14 protein-coding genes are annotated in these 18,428 nt (G+C 55.4%); 7 read left to right on the forward strand and 7 right to left on the reverse strand.

Annotated features, from left to right (window positions below):
* Window positions 1-12: 12 nt before the first annotated feature.
* The 4 genes from VN12_RS07095 to VN12_RS07110 form a co-directional block, all read right to left on the reverse strand.
* On the reverse strand, window positions 13-894 hold the full coding sequence (locus tag VN12_RS07095) for a DeoR/GlpR family DNA-binding transcription regulator (RefSeq protein WP_146676169.1): 882 nt from the start codon (window positions 892-894) through the stop codon (window positions 13-15).
* Window positions 895-1,123: 229 nt separating this feature from the next.
* Window positions 1,124-2,419 carry a DUF1552 domain-containing protein gene (locus tag VN12_RS07100; protein ID WP_146676170.1) on the reverse strand — a complete coding sequence of 432 codons (1,296 nt, stop codon included), beginning with the start codon at window positions 2,417-2,419 and terminating at the stop codon, window positions 1,124-1,126.
* Window positions 2,420-2,437: 18 nt separating this feature from the next.
* On the reverse strand, window positions 2,438-4,795 hold the full coding sequence (locus VN12_RS07105) for a DUF1592 domain-containing protein (protein ID WP_205855211.1): 2,358 nt from the start codon (window positions 4,793-4,795) through the stop codon (window positions 2,438-2,440).
* Window positions 4,796-4,995: 200 nt separating this feature from the next.
* Entirely contained in the window at window positions 4,996-6,114 is a 1,119-nt protein-coding gene (locus tag VN12_RS07110; RefSeq protein WP_146676172.1) for a hypothetical protein, read from the reverse strand.
* Between the two features lie 285 nt (window positions 6,115-6,399).
* Between VN12_RS07110 and VN12_RS07115 the strand changes: the two genes are divergently transcribed.
* Window positions 6,400-6,963 carry a transcription termination/antitermination NusG family protein gene (locus VN12_RS07115; protein ID WP_146676173.1) on the forward strand — a complete coding sequence of 188 codons (564 nt, stop codon included), beginning with the start codon at window positions 6,400-6,402 and terminating at the stop codon, window positions 6,961-6,963.
* Between the two features lie 90 nt (window positions 6,964-7,053).
* Here VN12_RS07115 and VN12_RS07120 read toward each other — a convergent pair whose 3' ends face one another.
* Entirely contained in the window at window positions 7,054-8,229 is a 1,176-nt protein-coding gene (locus VN12_RS07120; RefSeq protein WP_168164267.1) for an FtsX-like permease family protein, read from the reverse strand.
* A 123-nt stretch (window positions 8,230-8,352) separates the two neighbouring features.
* Here VN12_RS07120 and VN12_RS07125 point away from each other — a divergent pair, with 123 nt between their 5' ends.
* Window positions 8,353-9,573: a hydantoinase/oxoprolinase family protein gene (locus VN12_RS07125; RefSeq protein ID WP_168164268.1), complete on the forward strand. Its 1,221-nt coding sequence runs from the start codon at window positions 8,353-8,355 to the stop codon at window positions 9,571-9,573.
* Window positions 9,574-9,621: 48 nt separating this feature from the next.
* On the opposite strand, the gene VN12_RS07130 is transcribed toward VN12_RS07125, so the two are convergent.
* Window positions 9,622-12,189, reverse strand: coding sequence for a hypothetical protein (locus VN12_RS07130; protein ID WP_146676175.1), 2,568 nt, complete (start codon window positions 12,187-12,189; stop codon window positions 9,622-9,624).
* A 141-nt stretch (window positions 12,190-12,330) separates the two neighbouring features.
* Here VN12_RS07130 and VN12_RS07135 point away from each other — a divergent pair, with 141 nt between their 5' ends.
* From VN12_RS07135 to VN12_RS07145, 3 genes are read left to right on the forward strand one after another with little or no spacing between them, the layout of a single operon-like run.
* Window positions 12,331-13,452 (forward strand): serine/threonine-protein kinase, encoded by a 1,122-nt coding sequence (locus VN12_RS07135; RefSeq protein ID WP_146676176.1) that lies wholly within the window; start codon window positions 12,331-12,333, stop codon window positions 13,450-13,452.
* Window positions 13,453-13,484: 32 nt separating this feature from the next.
* On the forward strand, window positions 13,485-15,188 hold the full coding sequence (locus VN12_RS07140) for an amino acid permease (RefSeq protein ID WP_146676177.1): 1,704 nt from the start codon (window positions 13,485-13,487) through the stop codon (window positions 15,186-15,188).
* 27 nt (window positions 15,189-15,215) lie between these two features.
* Window positions 15,216-16,511, forward strand: a complete 1,296-nt coding sequence (locus VN12_RS07145) for a hemolysin family protein (protein WP_256388140.1) — start codon at window positions 15,216-15,218, stop codon at window positions 16,509-16,511.
* A gap of 122 nt (window positions 16,512-16,633) precedes the next feature.
* Here the strand turns inward: VN12_RS07145 and VN12_RS25730 are convergent, their stop codons facing one another.
* Entirely contained in the window at window positions 16,634-17,095 is a 462-nt protein-coding gene (locus VN12_RS25730) for a hypothetical protein (RefSeq protein ID WP_168164269.1), read from the reverse strand.
* 5 nt (window positions 17,096-17,100) lie between these two features.
* On the opposite strand from VN12_RS25730, the gene VN12_RS25735 reads away from it, so the two are divergent.
* Window positions 17,101-17,292: a hypothetical protein gene (locus VN12_RS25735; protein WP_168164270.1), complete on the forward strand. Its 192-nt coding sequence runs from the start codon at window positions 17,101-17,103 to the stop codon at window positions 17,290-17,292.
* Window positions 17,293-17,348: 56 nt separating this feature from the next.
* The gene (locus VN12_RS07155; protein WP_146676179.1) at window positions 17,349-18,359 is read left to right on the forward strand and encodes a carbohydrate kinase family protein; all 1,011 of its coding nucleotides are present in this window, start codon (window positions 17,349-17,351) and stop codon (window positions 18,357-18,359) included.
* Window positions 18,360-18,428: the final 69 nt, after the last annotated feature.

Consider the following 18,428-nt stretch of genomic DNA (forward strand, 5'->3'; position numbering starts at 1 on the left):
ATTCAATGTGCTTTATGAAGCGGAATTTTTGCTAAGGGAAAGTCGTTCGGACACGACCGTGGACGCGGATACGGGATGGCTGTCTCGAGCCTCCAACGACGACTCCTCCGTGACGCTCGGCTCCGCCAGATGGAGAACAACCTTGGATTCATTCGCGAGCCGACGCCAGGATTCGCCAAGACTGTCATCCGAAACCAATGTGTGCACCTGAGACCAATCGCACAATCGAGCGAGACTGGAGCGACCGAATTTCGTGCTGTCTGCGATGACCAATACCTGATCAGCGCATTGCATCATCATCCGCTCGGTTTCAACCAAAAGCATGTTGCTGTTGTAAAAGCCCTTGGGATTGATCCCCGCAACACTCAGAAATGCTTTCTGAACGTTCAACGATCGAAGCATCTCGTTGGCATAACTCCCCAACGTCACCCCGGTCTTGTGATGCACCGCGCCCCCAAGCAATACCAACTCGACGGTATCGCTCGATGCGAACAAATTGGCGACGGGCAAGGAATTGGTGACGATCTGCAACGGTCGACCCACCAATTGCCTCGCTAACTCGTAGGTCGTACTCCCACCATCCAGCAGCACCGTCTCGTGGTCCTCGATCAAAGAAGCAGCCGCAATCGCGATGGACCTCTTCTTCTCCCAAGTCCCCCCCTTCGAACCAAACTGCCGAACACTCGAACTCGGACCCGTGGAAAAGACTCCACCATGCGTCCGCTTCGCCTCCCCATTTTCCTCCAACGCTTCCAAGTCCCGCCGGATCGTCGACTCGCTCACCTCGAACGCATCCCGCAAATCCGGTATCGACACGAATCCGTGCGTCCGCACCATCTCGAGAATCTTCTCTCGGCGGCTGAGCGATGCATTAGGGTGAGAGGAAACATTCATCCAGATGATAGTTTTCTGGCTTATTTGGAGAGGAGCTACAACACCACTCCCCCAATATGACCCAAATTGCCTATTCTGCAACGATCCGTGACGGGAGTTTGAAGGAAATCTGTCACAAAAAGGCGACATGTGAAGGGGCAGCCGTCAAATCCCTCACCGGTGAAGGCCACCGGGAGCAGAAAAATCCAAAGGTGGGATAGCCGCGCAGGCGAAGCTGCCCCACCCCACTTCAGCTGAGACCGGTCAGAGTCCCGGTACTGGTTGCGAACTGATCGGCCTCAATTCCAACGTTTTGGAGCAAGGATACGAAGAGATTCGGCAGGGGATAATTCTTCTTTTGATCGAACGCTAAATGCTGACCGTGCCGGAACCCTCCCCCTGCCAACAGCACGGGCATATTGCGATTGTCGTGGTTCGATGCGTTTCCGAGATTCGAGGTGAGGAGCACACTGGTGTTGTCCAACAGCTTCCCCCTCTGATCCTGGGTCTCCCGCAATGATCGCAGGAATTGCCCCCACTCCTCGACAATCGCCTGCTCGACGAGCGCGAGCTGCGCGATCTTGGTCTCATCCATCCCGTGGTGGCTCAAATTGTGATACCCCTCCTCCACACCCGGAATGGGTACCACGCCCCCGGCGCCACCCAAATGGAAGGTGACAAATCGGGAAGAATCCGTTTCCAAAGCCAACTTGATGACGTCGCACATCGTCCGCTGCTTGGCGATGACGTCGTTGGGGGACCCAACATCTACAGGCGGCTTCGCGTCCACCTTGGGCTTCGGTCGCTTGGTCCACTGCTCGGATTCCTGCATCCGTTTTTCCAGATCCCGGACGCTTGTAAAAAAGGCATCCAACCGATCTTGATCCCCCGCTCCCAACTTCCGCTTCAGATCCTTCGCATCCTCTCCTACCAAATCCATGATCGATACCCCCTGCTGCAACCGTTTGGACTGCAAGGCCCTGGCTGATGGGGTATCGTCCACGAATAACCTCTCAAAAACGGCCCTCGGAGAATTCATTGCAGGAATCATCGCACCGCTTTCGGTGTAACACGGGCTGTCGCTCCCGTTGGCCGAAAGGACCAATGACGGAAACCGCGTAAAATCGCCCAAATGCTTCGCCATCAGTTGGTCGATCGATATGGTATTGCGCGAACGCCCCGAACTTCCCTGGGGAGATGCGGTCAAGATGCTGGCTTCGGCGCGGTGGCCCCCTCCAACGCCTGGGTGCGACGATCCGGAAATGATGGTCATGTCCCGTCGCAAGTCCTGAAGATTCTTGAGATACAACGAGGGCTCGTAGTCAAAGCCGGCCTCCTCCGGCTTCCAATTGCTTTGATGCAGCCCCAGCCCAAGCGTGATGGCCACAAATCGCTTGGGCGATCCCGCAGGCGAACTCGCGAACGTTCGCTCCATCGCCGAAAGCCAAGGCAAAGTCATCGCGACTCCCGCACCTCGCAACAAACTACGACGGCTCAAGGGACGTTGGACAGCCCACGGGGCCTGACCGATTCTCACTGGATTCATTGCACCAACTCCCTTGCTTTAGTTTCTAAGAAATAGATCGCTGGCGACCACCGCAACCAAAATGGATCGGATGCCGAACCGACTCGATTCGCTCTCCGCGACGATTCGATCCACCTCTGCCCGATCCGCGAACCACACAGGAGCACCTGTCCCGTACACCACCAGCTTCTCCGCCAAATTTCGAGCCAGCTTGCGCGGATCCGAAGCAGCGAGACGAACAAATTCCGGCAAATCGCGAAACGGTTCCCCCGAGGCGATTGTGTAACTCGGGTCGATCACAGCCCCGGGCTTCACTTTTCCCTCGATCACCGCGGGATAACGGTCGCGCCAACGGCCCGCAGCGTCGAAGTTCTCCAGCGCAAACCCGGGCGGATCCATCTTCACATGACACGACGCACAACTCGGATCGCTCCGATGCATCTCCAACAACTCGCGAATCGTTGTGGCACCTCGAACGTCGGGCTCGATTGCCGGAACATTTTCCGGCGGCGGCGGAATCTGATCCCCCAAAATGCGATTGGCAACCCAAACACCTCGCAACACAGGGGAAGTGTTTGTGCCATTTGCCGTCACCTTCAATACCGAACCGTGACTTAGCAATCCGATGCGCCGATGCTCCGGTTTCAATGCAACCCTTTCCATCTGATCCGTCAAATCAAAAGGGAGTTTATAAAACCGAGCAAGCCGGCTGTTGAGGTACGTACTGTCTGACATCAATAGCTCGGCCACGGAACGATTCTCTGCCATGGCATCCGACAGAACGGATCGTGTTTCTTCCAGCATCGCGCTCTGCACCACAATGTCGAAGTCGGGATGCAATTTGGTATCAGGTTCGGTGAAATCGATTTGGTTGAGTTCCAACCATTGATCCGCAAAATCGAGAATGAATCGCCGGCCACGTGAAGTGGATAACATCCGATCCACCTGCGAACGAATTTGCTCCTTCGTTTGCAACTCCTTCGCATTCGCAGCACGCATCAACTCGTCGTCAGGCATGGACCCCCAAAGGAAGTAGCTGAGTCGCGATGCGATGGAATGCGAGTCCAATGCGCCGAGTGGCTCGAGCAAATAGAGGAATCGCGGCGAACAAAGGATTGAACGATAACCGCTCCGCAAAGCCTGGGCGAACTCGTCGGTTCGACGAAATTCATCCTGAGCAAATTCGATGTACTTCTGTAGCTCCTCCGGTCGCGAAGGTCGGCGAAAGGCACGCCTCGCAAAGGCCGTCATCGCAGTGGCTAAGTGCGATTCGGGGTCCGAAGACGTCAGTGCAACTGTTGGTTCCGAGACCTCGTTCCCTTTTTTCGATCGGACATCCGAAGCAATCCGGTTCATTTCGATAGGTAACTCATGCAAAAGCCTTCCACGGATCTCCTCCTGCGTGGGTCCTTGGTGGACTCGCTCGAGCGTCAGCCAGTCTAGCGCAATGCCGGCTACATTCTGTGCCCCTCCTTCCCCATTCGACGCTTGCCCACCCGCGAACTTCGCCTGCTTGAGGGTGCGATCGTTGGGGCGAATTTCAAACATATGACCCTTGGGAAGCCAAGCGATGAACTCGACAACCTTTGGGGTCTCGGTCGCTTCAAATGCTCCCGCCCAACCCAGCAGCGGAGCGCTCGATACGCACTGTCCGGTCCGAACCGAACACCATACGCCATGCTTCGCTGGGGTATTGATCGAATGGGCCTGAAATCGAATCCGATACCATCCCGCCGCTTTTGCTGTCGTGGCAGGAATCCGGCCGTAGAAGATCAGCTGCGAAGCCCACACAATGGCTTGATCGTCAATGCATTCCGGCTCTCGACATCGGTCGCGCGTGCGCGAGAAGTCCTTCGGGGCAAACTCTCGTTTCGAATAATCGTCGTCTTTTGCCGAAAGTCGGCGAAATGCTTCATCGAGCGCTAGATCCACGACCTTCAAATGGCTTTCCAACTGAAAGTGAGACATGGATTGGCTTGCCGAACTGGTCGTAAACTCACCCGTCTTGGGCTCATCGGGCATCTCCGCTGCCAACGGTATGTCGACACCGAGCAAATCATGGAGCGTTCTCTCCAATTGCAAATGGGTAAGCCGCCTCGCCGTCACCCGGCCGGATCGCTCGTATTCCTTCTCTTGAACGGATCGAATTCGCTTGGAAAGTCCGGACACAAAGTCCTCTTGCTCCCTCGCACTCGGACGCGCCTCCCCTTTAGGGGGCATCTCACCGTTTGCAACCCGATCCAGAATTCTCGTCCAGCGCAGCGCATCTGTCGGCCCCTGAAAATCGACCGACAGCCCCTCCAAATCGAGCCCCGCCTCAGGGGAATCCGTTGAATGGCAAGCGGTGCAGTGCTGGGCCAAAAAACCCGTCAACCGTTCTTCGGCTCTCGTTGGCAAGGAGAAACAAGCGGCCACGATCCACAGCGCGACGAACCGAAAAGACCAAGCAATCCGAGGTCTGCTTGGAGAAGGAGAGCAATGCATGTTAGGTGGGAAGCTTCCCCCGCTGGAAGGAAAGGAAGGGCGGGGACTCATTCTACACGAAATGAATCAAGCCACTAAAGAGAATCCCATGGCGGAACGGTTTGTGGTTTCCCCTATCTCCACGTAACGAACCGCAAAACGAAAGCATCGTCAGGGGTCGCGACACCACTCTCGGTTTCAAACTCCATCTTCCGTCCGAAAACATACCCGACCTCAATGCTGCTGGCACAATCGCTATGAGGGCTTCGCAAGCCAAAGAGGAGCCGATAGTCTCGATACGTGAGAACATCCCCCTGACCATCGGGGAATTCGACATCCCAAGTCCCGCCCCCCAATCTGCCCGCCACGTAAAACGTTCGCCCCGACCCCAGCGCCAACTCGACCTGAGGTCTGGGAAAGACAAGATCGAACCGCATGCTGGGGTGCCGTTCCGAATGACGAGAAATACCAACCACAGGCAAGATCTTGATGTCCCCTCGATCCAAATAGTCGATTCCAAAAACCCAATCGGTCTCCGGAGATACATGGAGCATCCCTACCGCATGCCCAGGGAAACGAACTCCGTCCCGAGCACTCCCCTCGAAATCGCTAAATACCCCGACACTCGCGGCGACGTCGTAACTCCAGAAATCATTCCATGCGTCCCGTCGCTGGTATCCCAAACTGAAGTCATAGACTCGTGGCGGCGCATCGACGACGACAGGACCTGCCAGAAGATGCATTCCCATCCCTGTCGAAATTCCGCTCCGCTGCCCCCTGGATTGATAGGGCGTGGATTCGAAGTCGATCCATCCCAACTCGTCGCCAGTGCCAGGCAAGTAACTAAAGGTGCTCTCGTCCTGCCGGTATTCCGTGTAAGGGTGATGGGCCGCATGCCGAAGCCTCGGCAAGAAAATCTTGCTCGCTGGATACCGTTCCCACGCCTGACCGAAGTGCTCAGCGGACGGTAGCTCTAGTTCATCACCACGGCCCGTTGGGACATAGGCCGAATCCATATCCGGACCATCTTCCAAGTTGATGAGTCTTCCCACTGGAGTTTCACGGTCAGGGGTTTCACGCAGACCCGGAAACTCGATCGATCCGGACGGTTCCGGAAACGAAAAGGGCTGGTCCCCCAAGGCGGACGCTTCGCCGTCACTCACGACAGGGGCATCCATCCCATTCAACAACGGGACGAAGCAAAGGACCACGCAGGACGCCAAGCAGACCAAGCGGAAGTGCCGTAGGACCATCGGTTGGACTTGGGGAGAGCGGAACAAAGTGTCGTGAACCCTGCGTCTGAGAAATCCGGTAAGTCAAATTATCGGGCTTATGGCGATTCTTCTACAGCGAATTGGGTTGCATTTTCCAATCTGAAGCGATCGCTAGCACTTTCAATGACTCGGACTTGACCTTTCTCATGCTTGCGTATGATTCTTGGAGGATCGATCGCAGTCGGGAACTATCAGATTCCGAAGAAGAAGGAAAGGTCGCTCCGTTTTATCTTGTCCTTTTGCTGTCAATTGCGGGCCATCGCTATGCCTATTCTGAAGCCTGAAGCCGATATCTGGCCGCTGGACTTGCTAGAACCTATCGAGCCAGCCAGCTCCACCACTCCACAGACCTGGTTCGCCCTTTACACGCTCGCTCGATTCGAAAAGAAGCTGATGCGTCAGCTGCTGGATGAGAACATCCCTTTCTTTGGACCGACGATCGCCAGACGGTATCGATCGCCACAAGGGCGGCTTCGAACGAGTCTGGAACCGCTCTTCCCCAACTACGTTTTTATGCGAGGGGACAATGAGCAGCGATACCGCGCCGTCTGCACAGGAAGCGTAAGCCGTTGGATGGAAGTCGCAAACCCGAATGAATTGGTGGAAGACCTTCGACAAATCCGGAACTTGATCCTCACCGATGCACCGCTCGCTCCCGAAGTCCGACTCCAACCCGGCCAGAAAGTTCGCGTCAAATCCGGAGTCTTCAAGGGCTTCGAAGGGACGATCCTTCGTCGCGAGAACGAAGTACGCCTCTTGATTGGCGTCCGCTACATGGGTCGCGGCGCCAGTGTGGCCCTTGACGATTGCCAACTCGAACCAGTCTAAATCTTCCCCACATCCGCCCGCTCGCGGATTAAAGGGCTATCGGATCGCAAGGGACGCCTCAGATCGGCTGACACGACACCAAGCTTCTTGCTATCGAAACAATGACGCGGGATCGGCCGCCCAAAGTTTGCGAACGGCAAGCAGGCCGCTCACGGTGCACATCACAAAGGTAAGGCAAAAGACCAAGGCAACACGCCCGGTCGTCAGCCGCATCACCAAACCGGTCCATTCAGCAAGCCCGTAATAGAGCAGCCAACTGACGATCCACCCTGGAAAGAAGCCAAACAGACTGAGATAAAACGATTGGGCTAAAATGAACCGCAGAAAGTAGTTGGAACCATAGCCCATCGCTTTCAATGTGGCGAACTCCGCCAAATGATCACTGATATCGGTGAAGAGAATTTGGTAGCAAATGATGACTCCTACCACGAGCCCCATGACGGTTCCGATGGAAAAGATCGCTCCGATCGGGGTGTTGCGAGCCCAGAATCCGATTTCCCTCGCGATCAATTCGCTCTTGGTCATGATCTGCACCCCCTGCCCCACCAACGGCGTCAACTCCTCGCGCGCCGCCTCGATCGACGCTCGATCGCGAGACTTCAGCTTGACCAATCCCAAGTCTGCTCCCGATAACGGAGGCGCGACTCCATTCCGCGTCGGAAAAAAATGAGCGACCCCTCGCTCCGATAGGATGATCGTCCCGTCGTATACAAAATCGGTGCCGACCTCCACCCAGTCCAACATCCGCGCTTGCTTACCCGATAGCTCGACCTCTTGCTGTTGAAGCCGCTGCAAGTCTCGCTTCTCAAAACCGTATTTCCGTTTGCTTTTTCGGTCGACGAGGATCTGGTCGGGCTGGACCAGGAGGGCACATTTCTCATTCATCGCGGGATCGACGAAGATCGGAGCCCCGGTAGGAACGCCGATGGCGCGAATCGAACGAGTCCCATATCCCATCACACGTATCTCGGAGACAGCCCGATCGACATAGATGGGATGAACGCTTTCGACTCGCGGGTTCGGCTGGATTCTGTCCAAGATCTTCACATCAAACCTTTGCTCGCTCGGAACGGTATACCGCGCTGGACTGAGCAGAATGAGATCGGCGTCCAACAACCTTACCACTTGCACAGCGCTATCGAACAATCCATTGAGGAATCCAATCTGCATGAACATCAGCAGAACAGCAAACCCGATTCCCGATGCTCCGAGCGCCAGCTTCGAAATGCTCGAAGTCGTGTTCAGCCAAGCCAACGGCGTTCGCATAACGTTTGTTTCGATTCTTTTCCGATAGTACCGTTGCAGGATGTCGAGTATCAACCAGACTTTACCTTCTCGCCCCCCTCCTTGTCTATTTGCATCCCCATTTCGCATTGCTCGTCTTCGAATATGCCATCCTCCTCTGCATCCAACTTCGCTTCTCCACAGCTCTCTCAGATGGAGCGCCACGGACCGAACGATGGCGCTGAGCCTTGGATTGGTCTCGATATTGGCGGAGCCAATATCAAAGGAGCGCACACATGCGAGTGGGCCAAAAGCCTCCCGTTTCCTCTCTGGAAACATCCGCACGCTCTCGGAGCCGCCATCGCGCAGTTGCTTGAGGATGCCCCTCCCTTCTCGGGAATAGCTCTGACGATGACCGGCGAGCTCGCAGATTGTTTCCCCACCCGAGCCATCGGCGTGGCCAGCATCCTAGAACAAACAACCACCATCCTCCCCGCTAGCATGGTGAAGGTTTATGGGGTTCAAGGGAATTGGTATACGGTCTCGCAAGCCGCTCGCGACCCGTGGATGGTCGCTGCGTCGAACTGGCACGCGCTCGCCCGCTTTGTGGGTCAGTCGACTCCTCCTCGATACAGTTTGATGGTCGATATCGGTTCGACAACAACCGATCTGATACCGCTTCGCAATGGCCATGTGACCATCGACGCCTGCACGGATTCGCAACGACTGCAATGCGGAGCGTTGGTCTATACGGGTATCGAGCGATCCAATGTGAGTGCAATTTCCCCGAGGCTTCCTCTTTACGGGAAATGGTGCCCGACGATCAACGAATGGTTTGCCAGTGCTCGGGATGTGCATCTCTGGTTAGGGGACCTGCCTGACGCCCCCGATGACTGCGAAACCGCCGATGGTCGTCCCGCGACACGCGACGGCGCTCGCTTTCGATTGGCTCGCCTCGTAGGTGAAGACGGATCCACCCTGGCCGACAGCGATATCGACGCAATTGCCTCCCAAGCGAGACAGGATCAAGTCGCATTGATCGCAAAAGGGATGCAGCAAGTCATCCAAACTGAAATAAGCCAACTCGCGTTGAAGACGAAGAAATCGAAACGATCGATATCGAAAGAAACCGAGAAGAGTCGAGCTACCCTCGAGTCGATGGAATCGCGAGATAATCCCGAGAAACCGGCGGAGCTCCCGCAACCTGGCCAAATCATCGTCTGCGGACACGGGGGATTCCTAATCGAAGACGCCTTGCGTTTCCTCCGTTGGGACGTCGACCGAATCGATTGGTCGCAAGCGTACAACAGCGATATCTCGCGATGCGGTCCAGCATTTGCCGTGGCTAAACTGGCCCAACAAAACGCTCCCACCCACGGAATTTAATTCGTCGCAGGCTTCGTCGAGTCCCTCCGATCCATCAACTCCCTTCCATCACTTGCTTGGGAAACGCCCGCGCCAAAGCGCATCGATTCCGGGGGTCGTAGCCAGCACAAGTTCCGCAAGCTGGTTCGCCTCTTCGGTGCGACCGCTTGTTCGCAGCAACCGAACTTGTCGGGCTCGGCATTCCAGCCAACCGACCGAACCAACAGGAACCGCCGCCGCCAAACGTTTCCAACTCAACTCCGCACTCGCCCTCTTCTCTGGTACTCCCGATAGAATCAAGGCGGAGTAATAAGACCACCAGGGATCCCGGGGATGGTTCCTTTCGAACTCGATCAATCGCTGCAGTCCCCCTCCCGAGGGGTCCGCATAATGCTCCAAGACACATTGCAAATACGATGTCGAGCGCCGAACGGATCGCATCAACGCGGTGTCGTTCGCTGAATCCGTAGGCAAGGCGTCTCGCGTGGAAGTGACCCGTCGATTCAATTCCTTCCAGTCTTCTATATTGCCAGAGGGACTTGGAGAAGCATTGGACAATTGGAGCGCCAACTGATGAGCGGGTACCCACGCCACCAGCCACTTCGGTGCATCGGACAGTTCTGCCAATCGATCGGCAAACTCCCAACCCGCGGAGCTCCGCCATCGCATCAATCGATCCCACTCCATGGCGATGTCTTGTGCTGCATCTTTTGCATTGGCGTCCTTGGTTCTCGACATCCATCGATCCCACTTGGCTCCATCCTCGGAATTGACGATCGAAGAATCGAGCCACGACTCATGAAGCAGCCACGCATAAACTCGAAGAGCTTCGAGCGACCGCAGCGCGACGACATGGATGGCTTCCCGCGATGCGAGCTGATTTCCGCTCGTACTGGATGCACCTGCTCCGGATGCTAGCTTCTCCCAACGACCGACCCAAAGCTCGCACCAATCGTCGATCTGGTCGGTTCCAAGATAAAAATCTGCCAGCGAATCTGCGGCGGTGGAGGCTTGCTCCGAAACGGGCCATCGCTCGAGAAGCTCTTTCCAAATCTCGGTTCGCAGTCGAAGCCACTCCTCGCGTTGCTCTTGCCTCTGCACGTCGGTGAGTTCCGCAGCCTGCGAGAGCTTTACCAATCCTGCCTGGACCATGGACACCCCATTCATGGCGGATTTTGGCGCCAATGGCGAGTCAGCATAGGTGACGGCAGCGCGATAAAACTCATTAGCCGAAGCCATCGGGTCCCCCTGCAATCCCCACAGCGCAGCGATCTGCATGGCAAAACTCATCGCACTGTCGATGTCCTTTTGTTCGGAGCTTGCCAATTCTGCTTGTTGCAATCGATCGATGGCTTGCTCCCATCGTTTCCCAGCCAATAATTGCCGGACCTCCGCTTTAATCAGCTCATTGGCCACCGATGCATTCGTGGGCCCCGGTGAGCCAGGCATCTTGGGCGAATTCGAGACACCCGGCGCTGCACGATTGGAGGCGATGAGCAATGCGTCGGCACGATTCGACCAATAGGTACCAAATCGATCGGAAATGTCTCGCTTGAGATCGAGAACTCTCTGAAGCGATTGGGAGTCGGTTGCTTGGGTTCGTGCAAGCTCAATTGCGAAATGCTCAATCGCGAGACTCGGATCCGTCTGCCATCCCCCTCCACGCTCCAGCCACTCGCTTGCCCCCGACAGATTCCCTGTCCTCCGCAGCGACTCCGAAGCGATGGCGCAAAGCGTTGCTCTCCAACGTTCGGTCGCCTGTCTGTCCCCTTTCGCATCCCAGTCCCCCAAGGTGCTCTGTACCGCTTCGATCACTTTCGAGTGCTGTTGCAAATAAAGCCAAGCGCGGCAGCGGGCGATCTCGATTTTAGGATAGTCCCTCCAATTGACTCCAATTCTTTTTTCCGCTTCCTCCAACAACGCGAGCATGCTGGTACCCGCAGCAGACTGCTCATCTCCGTTATCGCGGTACAAACTGGCCCGTAGAACGAGCAAATCGCACCGAAGAAGTTTGGAATCGGCAATCAAGGAACTGACTTCTGTCGCCGTCGGAGTTTCATGAAGTGGATTCGGGCGCGAAGCGGTCGCGATGGAAGCGGCATCCTGCTCGATTCGCTCGAGAATCTCGAGGGCTCGACGAATCTCCGTCAGCGCCCACTCCGAAAGCACCGTCCGCGTAGGGCTGGCCAGATAGGAAGATACGGCGGACCGAAGCAGTAGCCACCGGCAGCGTGCTGATTGAAATTGAACCCATGGCCCGCGCACTCCCGTTCGATCAAGCTCGGCTTCTCGATCAATTTCCTCGAGGAATTGGGTGATCTCGCTCGGATTGTCCAACCAAGTTCCGGAATTGGAAATGCGTTGATAAGTGCATGCCTCCATCCAGAGCATTCGCCAATGGGCTTTCTCGTTGACGGAACTCGACAGACTGGAATCGTTGCCTCGCCGTTGGCAGATTTCGATAGCGACCTCATGCAATCCAGCCTGGGAGATTTGCTCGATGAGAATGCGATCGGGGTGATTTTCCGGCCAAGGAGTTCCATAACCTTCGATGCCAAATACAGGGCCAATTCCTAGAAAAAGAGATGCCAGAAGGACAACAGTGATCCAAGAAAAAAAGCGGTTATCGGTGAGCATGGCGGAAACACTGTCTGCGCATCGCGATGGACAAAAAAGGGAATCTCGGGTCCGAATCTCTTGTCGTTGGGATCGAATTGCATCAGGATTAGATGGCCTCCTCAACCCAGCGGAGCGGCTTTTCCTCTCATGGATGATTTTATGCAAACCACCACCTACGCGGGAGACCTCCGTTCGAGAACGATTGGAGGGGATTCCCTTCCAGTATGCAATCCAGAATTGCTCGATCGTTATCAGCATTTGCTGGAGGATCGCCGTCTGCAGTGGATGAGCTATCACAAATTGGATCGGGTACTCGGCAGCGGCGGTCAAGGTGTCGTGTTTCTTTCGGAACGCAGGGGTGCAGATGGCTTCGCACTCCCTGTTGCAATGAAAGTCTTCTCACCGGAGCGTTACGGCTCGCAATCGGCATACGACGAAGCGATGCTGCGGATAGGTAAAGTCGCTTCGTGTGTCGCTCGCATTCAGCATGAAGGGGTTCTCAGCGTTCATGATTTCATCGATCGCAATCGGATTCGACTCCTGATCATGGAGTGGATCGACGGATACGATCTCAAGGATCTGCTTCGATCCGAAAGGCTTTCTCGCATTCGCGGGAGATTGCCTTCCAAGCGTTGGGAATACATCAACAATGTCATCGCCACGGCCGGCCCCATTCATGCACGATTCAAAGCAGGTGTCGCAGTGGCGGTCGTTCGCGATTGTTTAGCTGCCCTCGCAGCGCTCCATCGCGAGAACCTCGTGCATGGCGACATCAAACCGTCGAATATCATGATCAAGCGAACGGGACATGCGAAGCTGATCGACATCGGATCGGCCTTTTCCATGGACAACCAACCCAACATCTTCACTTGTACGCCTGTCTACGCCGCTCCTGAAGTCCTAGAAAACGCTCAGGTTTCCCCTCGCAGCGACTTGGCCTCGCTCGGTTACGTACTAGTCGAACTCCTCTCCGGGCAACCATGCTTTTCAGAAACCGATTCCTACCGCGCTCTTCTGGAGCAAAAACGATCGCTACCGAATCGATTGCACGAGTTGTTGCCACCAGAGGTGAGTTGCAATGCTCTTCTGATGAATTTTTGCCGGGGTCTCATTTCGCCCGATCCTGCGAGAAGGTTCCCGAGCGCCGAAGCGGCCGAATTGCTTCAGGAGGGAGCGGCCTCTTTTCATCGGCAACTAGTCCTCAGTGATTTGGCTAGCGAGTACGATAACGACATTCGAGTTTGGATTGAAGAACTCAAAGAGCTGGACGAATCCGAATGAATCGGTCGTTTTGAAATCCATTGAAAGCAAAGATGCCTTCTCAATTATTCCGCAGGAAACCTCTCTCCTCACTCCAGAGCTCCCCCGATGTCAGCGTGAGCGGGCATTCCCTCGCGAAAAGCCTCGGACTGCTCGATTTGACATGCTTCGGCATCGCAGCCGTCATCGGCGCAGGTATCTTTTCCACTATCGGAAAAGCCGCTGCGAGCGGAGGCCCTGCGGTCAGCGTCCTATTCGTCCTCACCGCGGTCGCGTGCATGTTCTCCGCCTTGTGCTACGCCGAGTTCGCCTCGCGTATCCCGGTCAGTGGTAGCGCGTACACGTACTCCTATGCAACCTTTGGCGAAATCTGCGCCTGGCTCATCGGCTGGAATCTCTTGTTGGAATACGCCATAGGCAATAGCACCATCGCCTTCTCTTGGTCGGACTACTTTGTGAACCTCCTGCGAGGGATCCATATTCAATTGCCCGAGTGGATGATTACCGACTACTACTCCTGTTCCTTAGCGGTGCAAGCCTCCGAGCCGACCGAACGTCAGCAAGCGCTGCGCGATGTCTGGAACAACGCTCCGCAAATCGGAGGACTTCGGATCATCGCCGATCTACCCGCCCTGCTCATCAACTTCCTGGTTTCGATTCTGGTGTTCATCGGAATCCAAGAATCCAAAGTCGTTGCGAATGCGATGGTGTTTTTAAAAATGGCCGTTGTCCTATTGGTCATCGGGGTCGGCTTCCTCTATGTGAAGCCTTCGAATTGGAGTCCTTTTGCACCCAACGGAGTGACTGGAGTATTGGCAGGTATATCGTCCGTCTTCTTCACCTACATCGGTTTCGATGCAATCTCCACCACCGCCGAGGAATGCCGCAATGCGAAGCGCGATCTCCCCCTGGCTACATTATTGACGCTGGGTATCTGCACGTTGCTCTATGTGATCCTTTCCTTTGTCCTCACCGGGATGGTTTCCTACAGCGAGTTGAATGTCGAAGACCCGCTGGCGTTGGTCTTTGAGAAGTACGAGTTGCATTGGCTGGCTGGCATCATCTCGATCAGCGCGGTCGTAGCGATCACCAGCGTGTTTCTTGTATTTCAAATCGGCCAGCCTCGGATTTTCATGAGCATGGCTCGCGATGGGCTTCTGCCCAAACGCTTTGCGAAGATCCACCCTCGATTTCGCACACCCGCTTTTGCAACCTGGGTAACATGCTTGGGAGTTGCATTGCCAACGCTGTTCTTGAACGCCGATATCGTTCTCGATTTATGCAGCATGGGGACTTTATTTGCGTTCATGTTTGTTTCGGCTGGGGTTCTTCGACTCGAAGCGGATCCATCCGAGGCCGCGCAATCGTCTTTCCGCGTCCCTTACATCAATGGTCGCTGGATTATGCCTGCCCTGCTTTTGCTCTACTCGATATTTACCCCGAAATTGCCTGTGAATCACCGCGTGTGGGACTTGTCCCACTGGAGCACTTTGGTGCAGTCTCTGTTTACGGATGCCCCCACCGATCCGTCACGCATTCCCTATCTTGTCTTCTACATTGTCTTCGTCGTGCTTTCGTATGGCGCCTGGTTGCACCGGTGGTCATTGATTCCCGTTTTGGGAGTTTTGACCAATTTGTATCTCATCGCCGGAATCGGTCCTAAGAACTGGCTTTTGTTTTTGATATGGTGTTCATTTGGTTTCTTGGTCTATTTCCTGTACGGTTACTGGAACAGCCATCTGCGGAGGAGTTTGTAGATTTTCATAGCGTATTCTGAGATCTTTATTGTCGTCGCCATGATTTTTGTGAACGGTGTGTTCGCATCCTATGAGATCGCGCTCGCATCGGTGAGCGTTGCGAGATTGCAATCGCTCGTGCACGAGAAGCGACGTGGGGCATCGGCCTCGCTCTACATGAAGCAGGAAATCGAAAAGAGTCTAGCAGTGGTCCAGCTCGGGATAACCCTAGTTGGACTCATTGCCGGGGCGACGAGCGGCGCGAGCGCGACCGAGGACTTGGCGCCTCTCCTCGAAACCTTCGGACTGGGAGAGAGCACGGCTGAAATTGTTGCCATCGCAGTCGTCGTCGTTCCCTTGACCGCACTCACCATCGTAGCCGGTGAGTTGATGCCGAAGCTTTTTGCGTTGCGTCACAAGGAGTGGGTCTGCCTTCTGCTCTCCCCCTCGATGCGATTCTTTTCCTTAAGCGTCCTGCCTGTTGTTTGGTTCCTCGAATACTCCGCGTCGTCCTTGATCGATGTGATCGAGAAACTCATGCGACCTAAAATGCATGGCGACTCCCGTGTCGAAGCATTGGAGCTACAAGAACTTCGGGCGATTGCCAGCATGGCCCGCGCTTCGCGACTTATTGGGGCCCGCGAAGAGAACATCATCGTGGGAGCCGCACGTCTATCGGTCCGCCCATTGCGAGAGATCGCACTCCCGGCAGAACATATCCGCATGTTGCATGCAGATGAAAATCTCGGCTCCAGTCTCATCGCAGCCCACTTGGATCTCCATACGCGATTCCCCGTAACGGAAAAGGAAGGCGATCCCCAAGGGATCGTTGGCTATGTGACCTTCAAAGATATTGTCACAGCTCTCAAGCTCAGTCCGACCGAGCCAACCTTAAGAGGGATCTTGAGAGAGATTCCCAGCCTTCAAGCGGACTTGCCAATCGCCACCGCCCTGGAGTTTCTCCTCAAAGAGAGGACGCACATTTCACTCGTCCGCGATGCCTCTGGGACCGTTCTCGGCATGATCACGCTCGAGGATATCGTCGAAGAGCTCGTAGGGGACATTCAAGACGAACATGATCAACTCCCCATCCATGTCATTCGGTCCGGAGGGGGTTGGGTAGTCGGCGGGGGAGTGACCTTGTCCCGCCTGCGCGATCTCACGGGTATCGACCTCGGGGTGACGGAGACTCCTCGGAATCTAAGCTCGTGGATTATGGAGAGACTCGGTCAACAAAACCTGCAGGGGAGCGAGACGATCCAGTTCGAAGACGTCCGAATACTCGTTCGTAAAGTTCGCCGGCAGCGAGTTCTCGAGGCCTATCTGTCGGTGCTCGCAAATTAGCTTAACCGTAAGCGATCACCGTTTGCTCTCCATGGCCAACACAACGTGTTCGTATCGCGATCGGTCCATTCAAACGCAAAGAGCCCCAGCGACTGCTGGAGCTCCTGCGTTAGACCAAGCGTCTAAGTCATTTTATAAGTCGTCGCCGACTGTTGTTGAATGAGCCGAAGCTCGGTGCAACTAGTTGCAACCGCAGCTAGGAGCAGCTGCTTCGCAGCATACAGGTGCTGGCTCGCAGCAGCTAGCCTTACGGCCGTGGTGCTTAGCGAACAAGCCCTTGAGGTGGTGCTTGCGAGCTGGCTTGCAGCAAGGATCAACGTCGCAGCAGCTTGGAGCTGCATCGCAGCAAGGTGCTGGTGCTGGAGCGGGAGCTTGGCAGCAAGGAGCTGGTGCAGGAGCTTCGCAGCATGGTGCTGGTTCGCAGCAGCTGGACTTCTTGCAGTGGAGCTTCGAGAGCAAGCCCTTGAGGTGATGCTTGCGAGCTGGCTTGCAGCAAGGATCAACGTCGCAGCAAGTAGGTGCTGGCTCGCAGCAAGCGACAGGAGCGGGTTCACAACAAACAGGTGCTGGCTCGCAACAAGCATTCTTCTTGCAGAAAAGACCAGCGGAAGCGGTGGACGAGAAGCTAATTGCAACAGCAGCCACTGCCAAGGAAGCGATCAAACGACGCATGGATGTATCTCCAAACACAAACGAGGGTTTCATTTACCGCGTCCGGAACATTCTGGTTGCCTGCCGTCCTGGCCTTCATCCAGTCGCCATCGTCATGGATGGTCAATGACGCGAACTCCTAAGACATTCCCCAAGGAACAGGAAACGCAACCTAAATGGTAAAAATTGCCCAAAAGTAAAGTGGGAAGCTCGGGACAACGTAGCGGTTGTAACGGATATGATCAGAAACGCTTGGAACGCAAACATTGGATTTCACTCGTCAATACCGGAACCGAACACGCTATGAAGGACACTGGATTCACGATTGTGGGACTAGGGGAAGTGCTTTGGGATGTCTTCCCCGATGGCCCTCGATTCGGCGGAGCTCCCGCGAACTTCGCGTCGACCTGCAAACAGCTTGCAGGCGACCGAGCGGATGTTTACGTATTGAGCGCTGTAGGCCGCGATGCCCTCGGAGATGCCGCGCTGCGCGAGCTATTCCGTCTATCCGTCCGGACAGAACTGGTTCAAAGGAATGAACGGGAAACCGGGCAAGTCCTCGTGGAACTCGATTCGCAAGGCAAAGCGTCCTATCGCTTTATCGAATATCCGGCCTGGGACGAACTGACTTGGACCGACACAGCCCGCACACTCGCCTCGCAAACCGACGCCGTCTGCTTTGGCACACTGGCTCAGCGTTCGCAAATTTCTCGTCAAACAATCGAGAAATTTCTGGACCTTTGCCCCGAAGAGTGTTGGAAAGTTCTCGATCTGAATTTGCGTTTCCCCTATTTCACCGAGGAGTGCATTGTGGCTTCCTTGAAGCGAGCCAATGCCCTCAAATTGAACGAAGACGAACTCCCCGTTGTCGCAGAAATACTTCAGATTTCAGGCAGTGAACGAGAGATGTTGGAAAAGCTCCAAGCCAAATTTGGGTATCGGTTTGTAGCGCTTACGCAAGGTGCAAAGGGCTCCGCGGTTCAAACAGATCGGTGGACAGAGCAGCCCGCGAACCCCGTGACAATCCAGGACACGGTCGGTGCGGGCGATGCGTTCACCGCCGCCCTCGTCCTCGGAGCACTTTTGCAGCAGCCTTGGGATAGCGTCCAATGTTGGGCGACCGATGTCGCCGGCTATGTGGCTTCCCAAAGCGGTGCGACTCCGGCATTGCCAAACGAACTTTGTTTACCACAATAGCGTCTCCTCGGTCTTGGAAAGCCCAGCCGACGGTACATCACCCTCCGCGCCAATCATCCTTCAATACAC

The sequence above is a fragment of the Pirellula sp. SH-Sr6A genome (genome assembly GCF_001610875.1).
GTDB lineage: Bacteria > Planctomycetota > Planctomycetia > Pirellulales > Pirellulaceae > JBKCUI01.

Bases quoted from the DNA above. Each gene is read 5' to 3' on its own strand.
- VN12_RS07115 (WP_146676173.1), top strand. From the start codon at position 6,400: ATGCCTATTCTGAAGCCTGAAGCCGATATCTGGCCGCTGGACTTGCTA.
- VN12_RS07130 (WP_146676175.1), bottom strand. From the start codon at position 12,189: ATGCTCACCGATAACCGCTTTTTTTCTTGGATCACTGTTGTCCTTCTG.
- VN12_RS07135 (WP_146676176.1), top strand. From the start codon at position 12,331: ATGCAAACCACCACCTACGCGGGAGACCTCCGTTCGAGAACGATTGGA.
- VN12_RS07120 (WP_168164267.1), bottom strand. From the start codon at position 8,229: ATGCGAACGCCGTTGGCTTGGCTGAACACGACTTCGAGCATTTCGAAG.
- VN12_RS07140 (WP_146676177.1), top strand. From the start codon at position 13,485: ATGCCTTCTCAATTATTCCGCAGGAAACCTCTCTCCTCACTCCAGAGC.
- VN12_RS07110 (WP_146676172.1), bottom strand. From the start codon at position 6,114: ATGGTCCTACGGCACTTCCGCTTGGTCTGCTTGGCGTCCTGCGTGGTC.
- VN12_RS07125 (WP_168164268.1), top strand. From the start codon at position 8,353: ATGCCATCCTCCTCTGCATCCAACTTCGCTTCTCCACAGCTCTCTCAG.
- VN12_RS07095 (WP_146676169.1), bottom strand. From the start codon at position 894: ATGAATGTTTCCTCTCACCCTAATGCATCGCTCAGCCGCCGAGAGAAG.
- VN12_RS07100 (WP_146676170.1), bottom strand. From the start codon at position 2,419: ATGAATCCAGTGAGAATCGGTCAGGCCCCGTGGGCTGTCCAACGTCCC.
- VN12_RS25730 (WP_168164269.1), bottom strand. From the start codon at position 17,095: ATGCTTGTTGCGAGCCAGCACCTGTTTGTTGTGAACCCGCTCCTGTCG.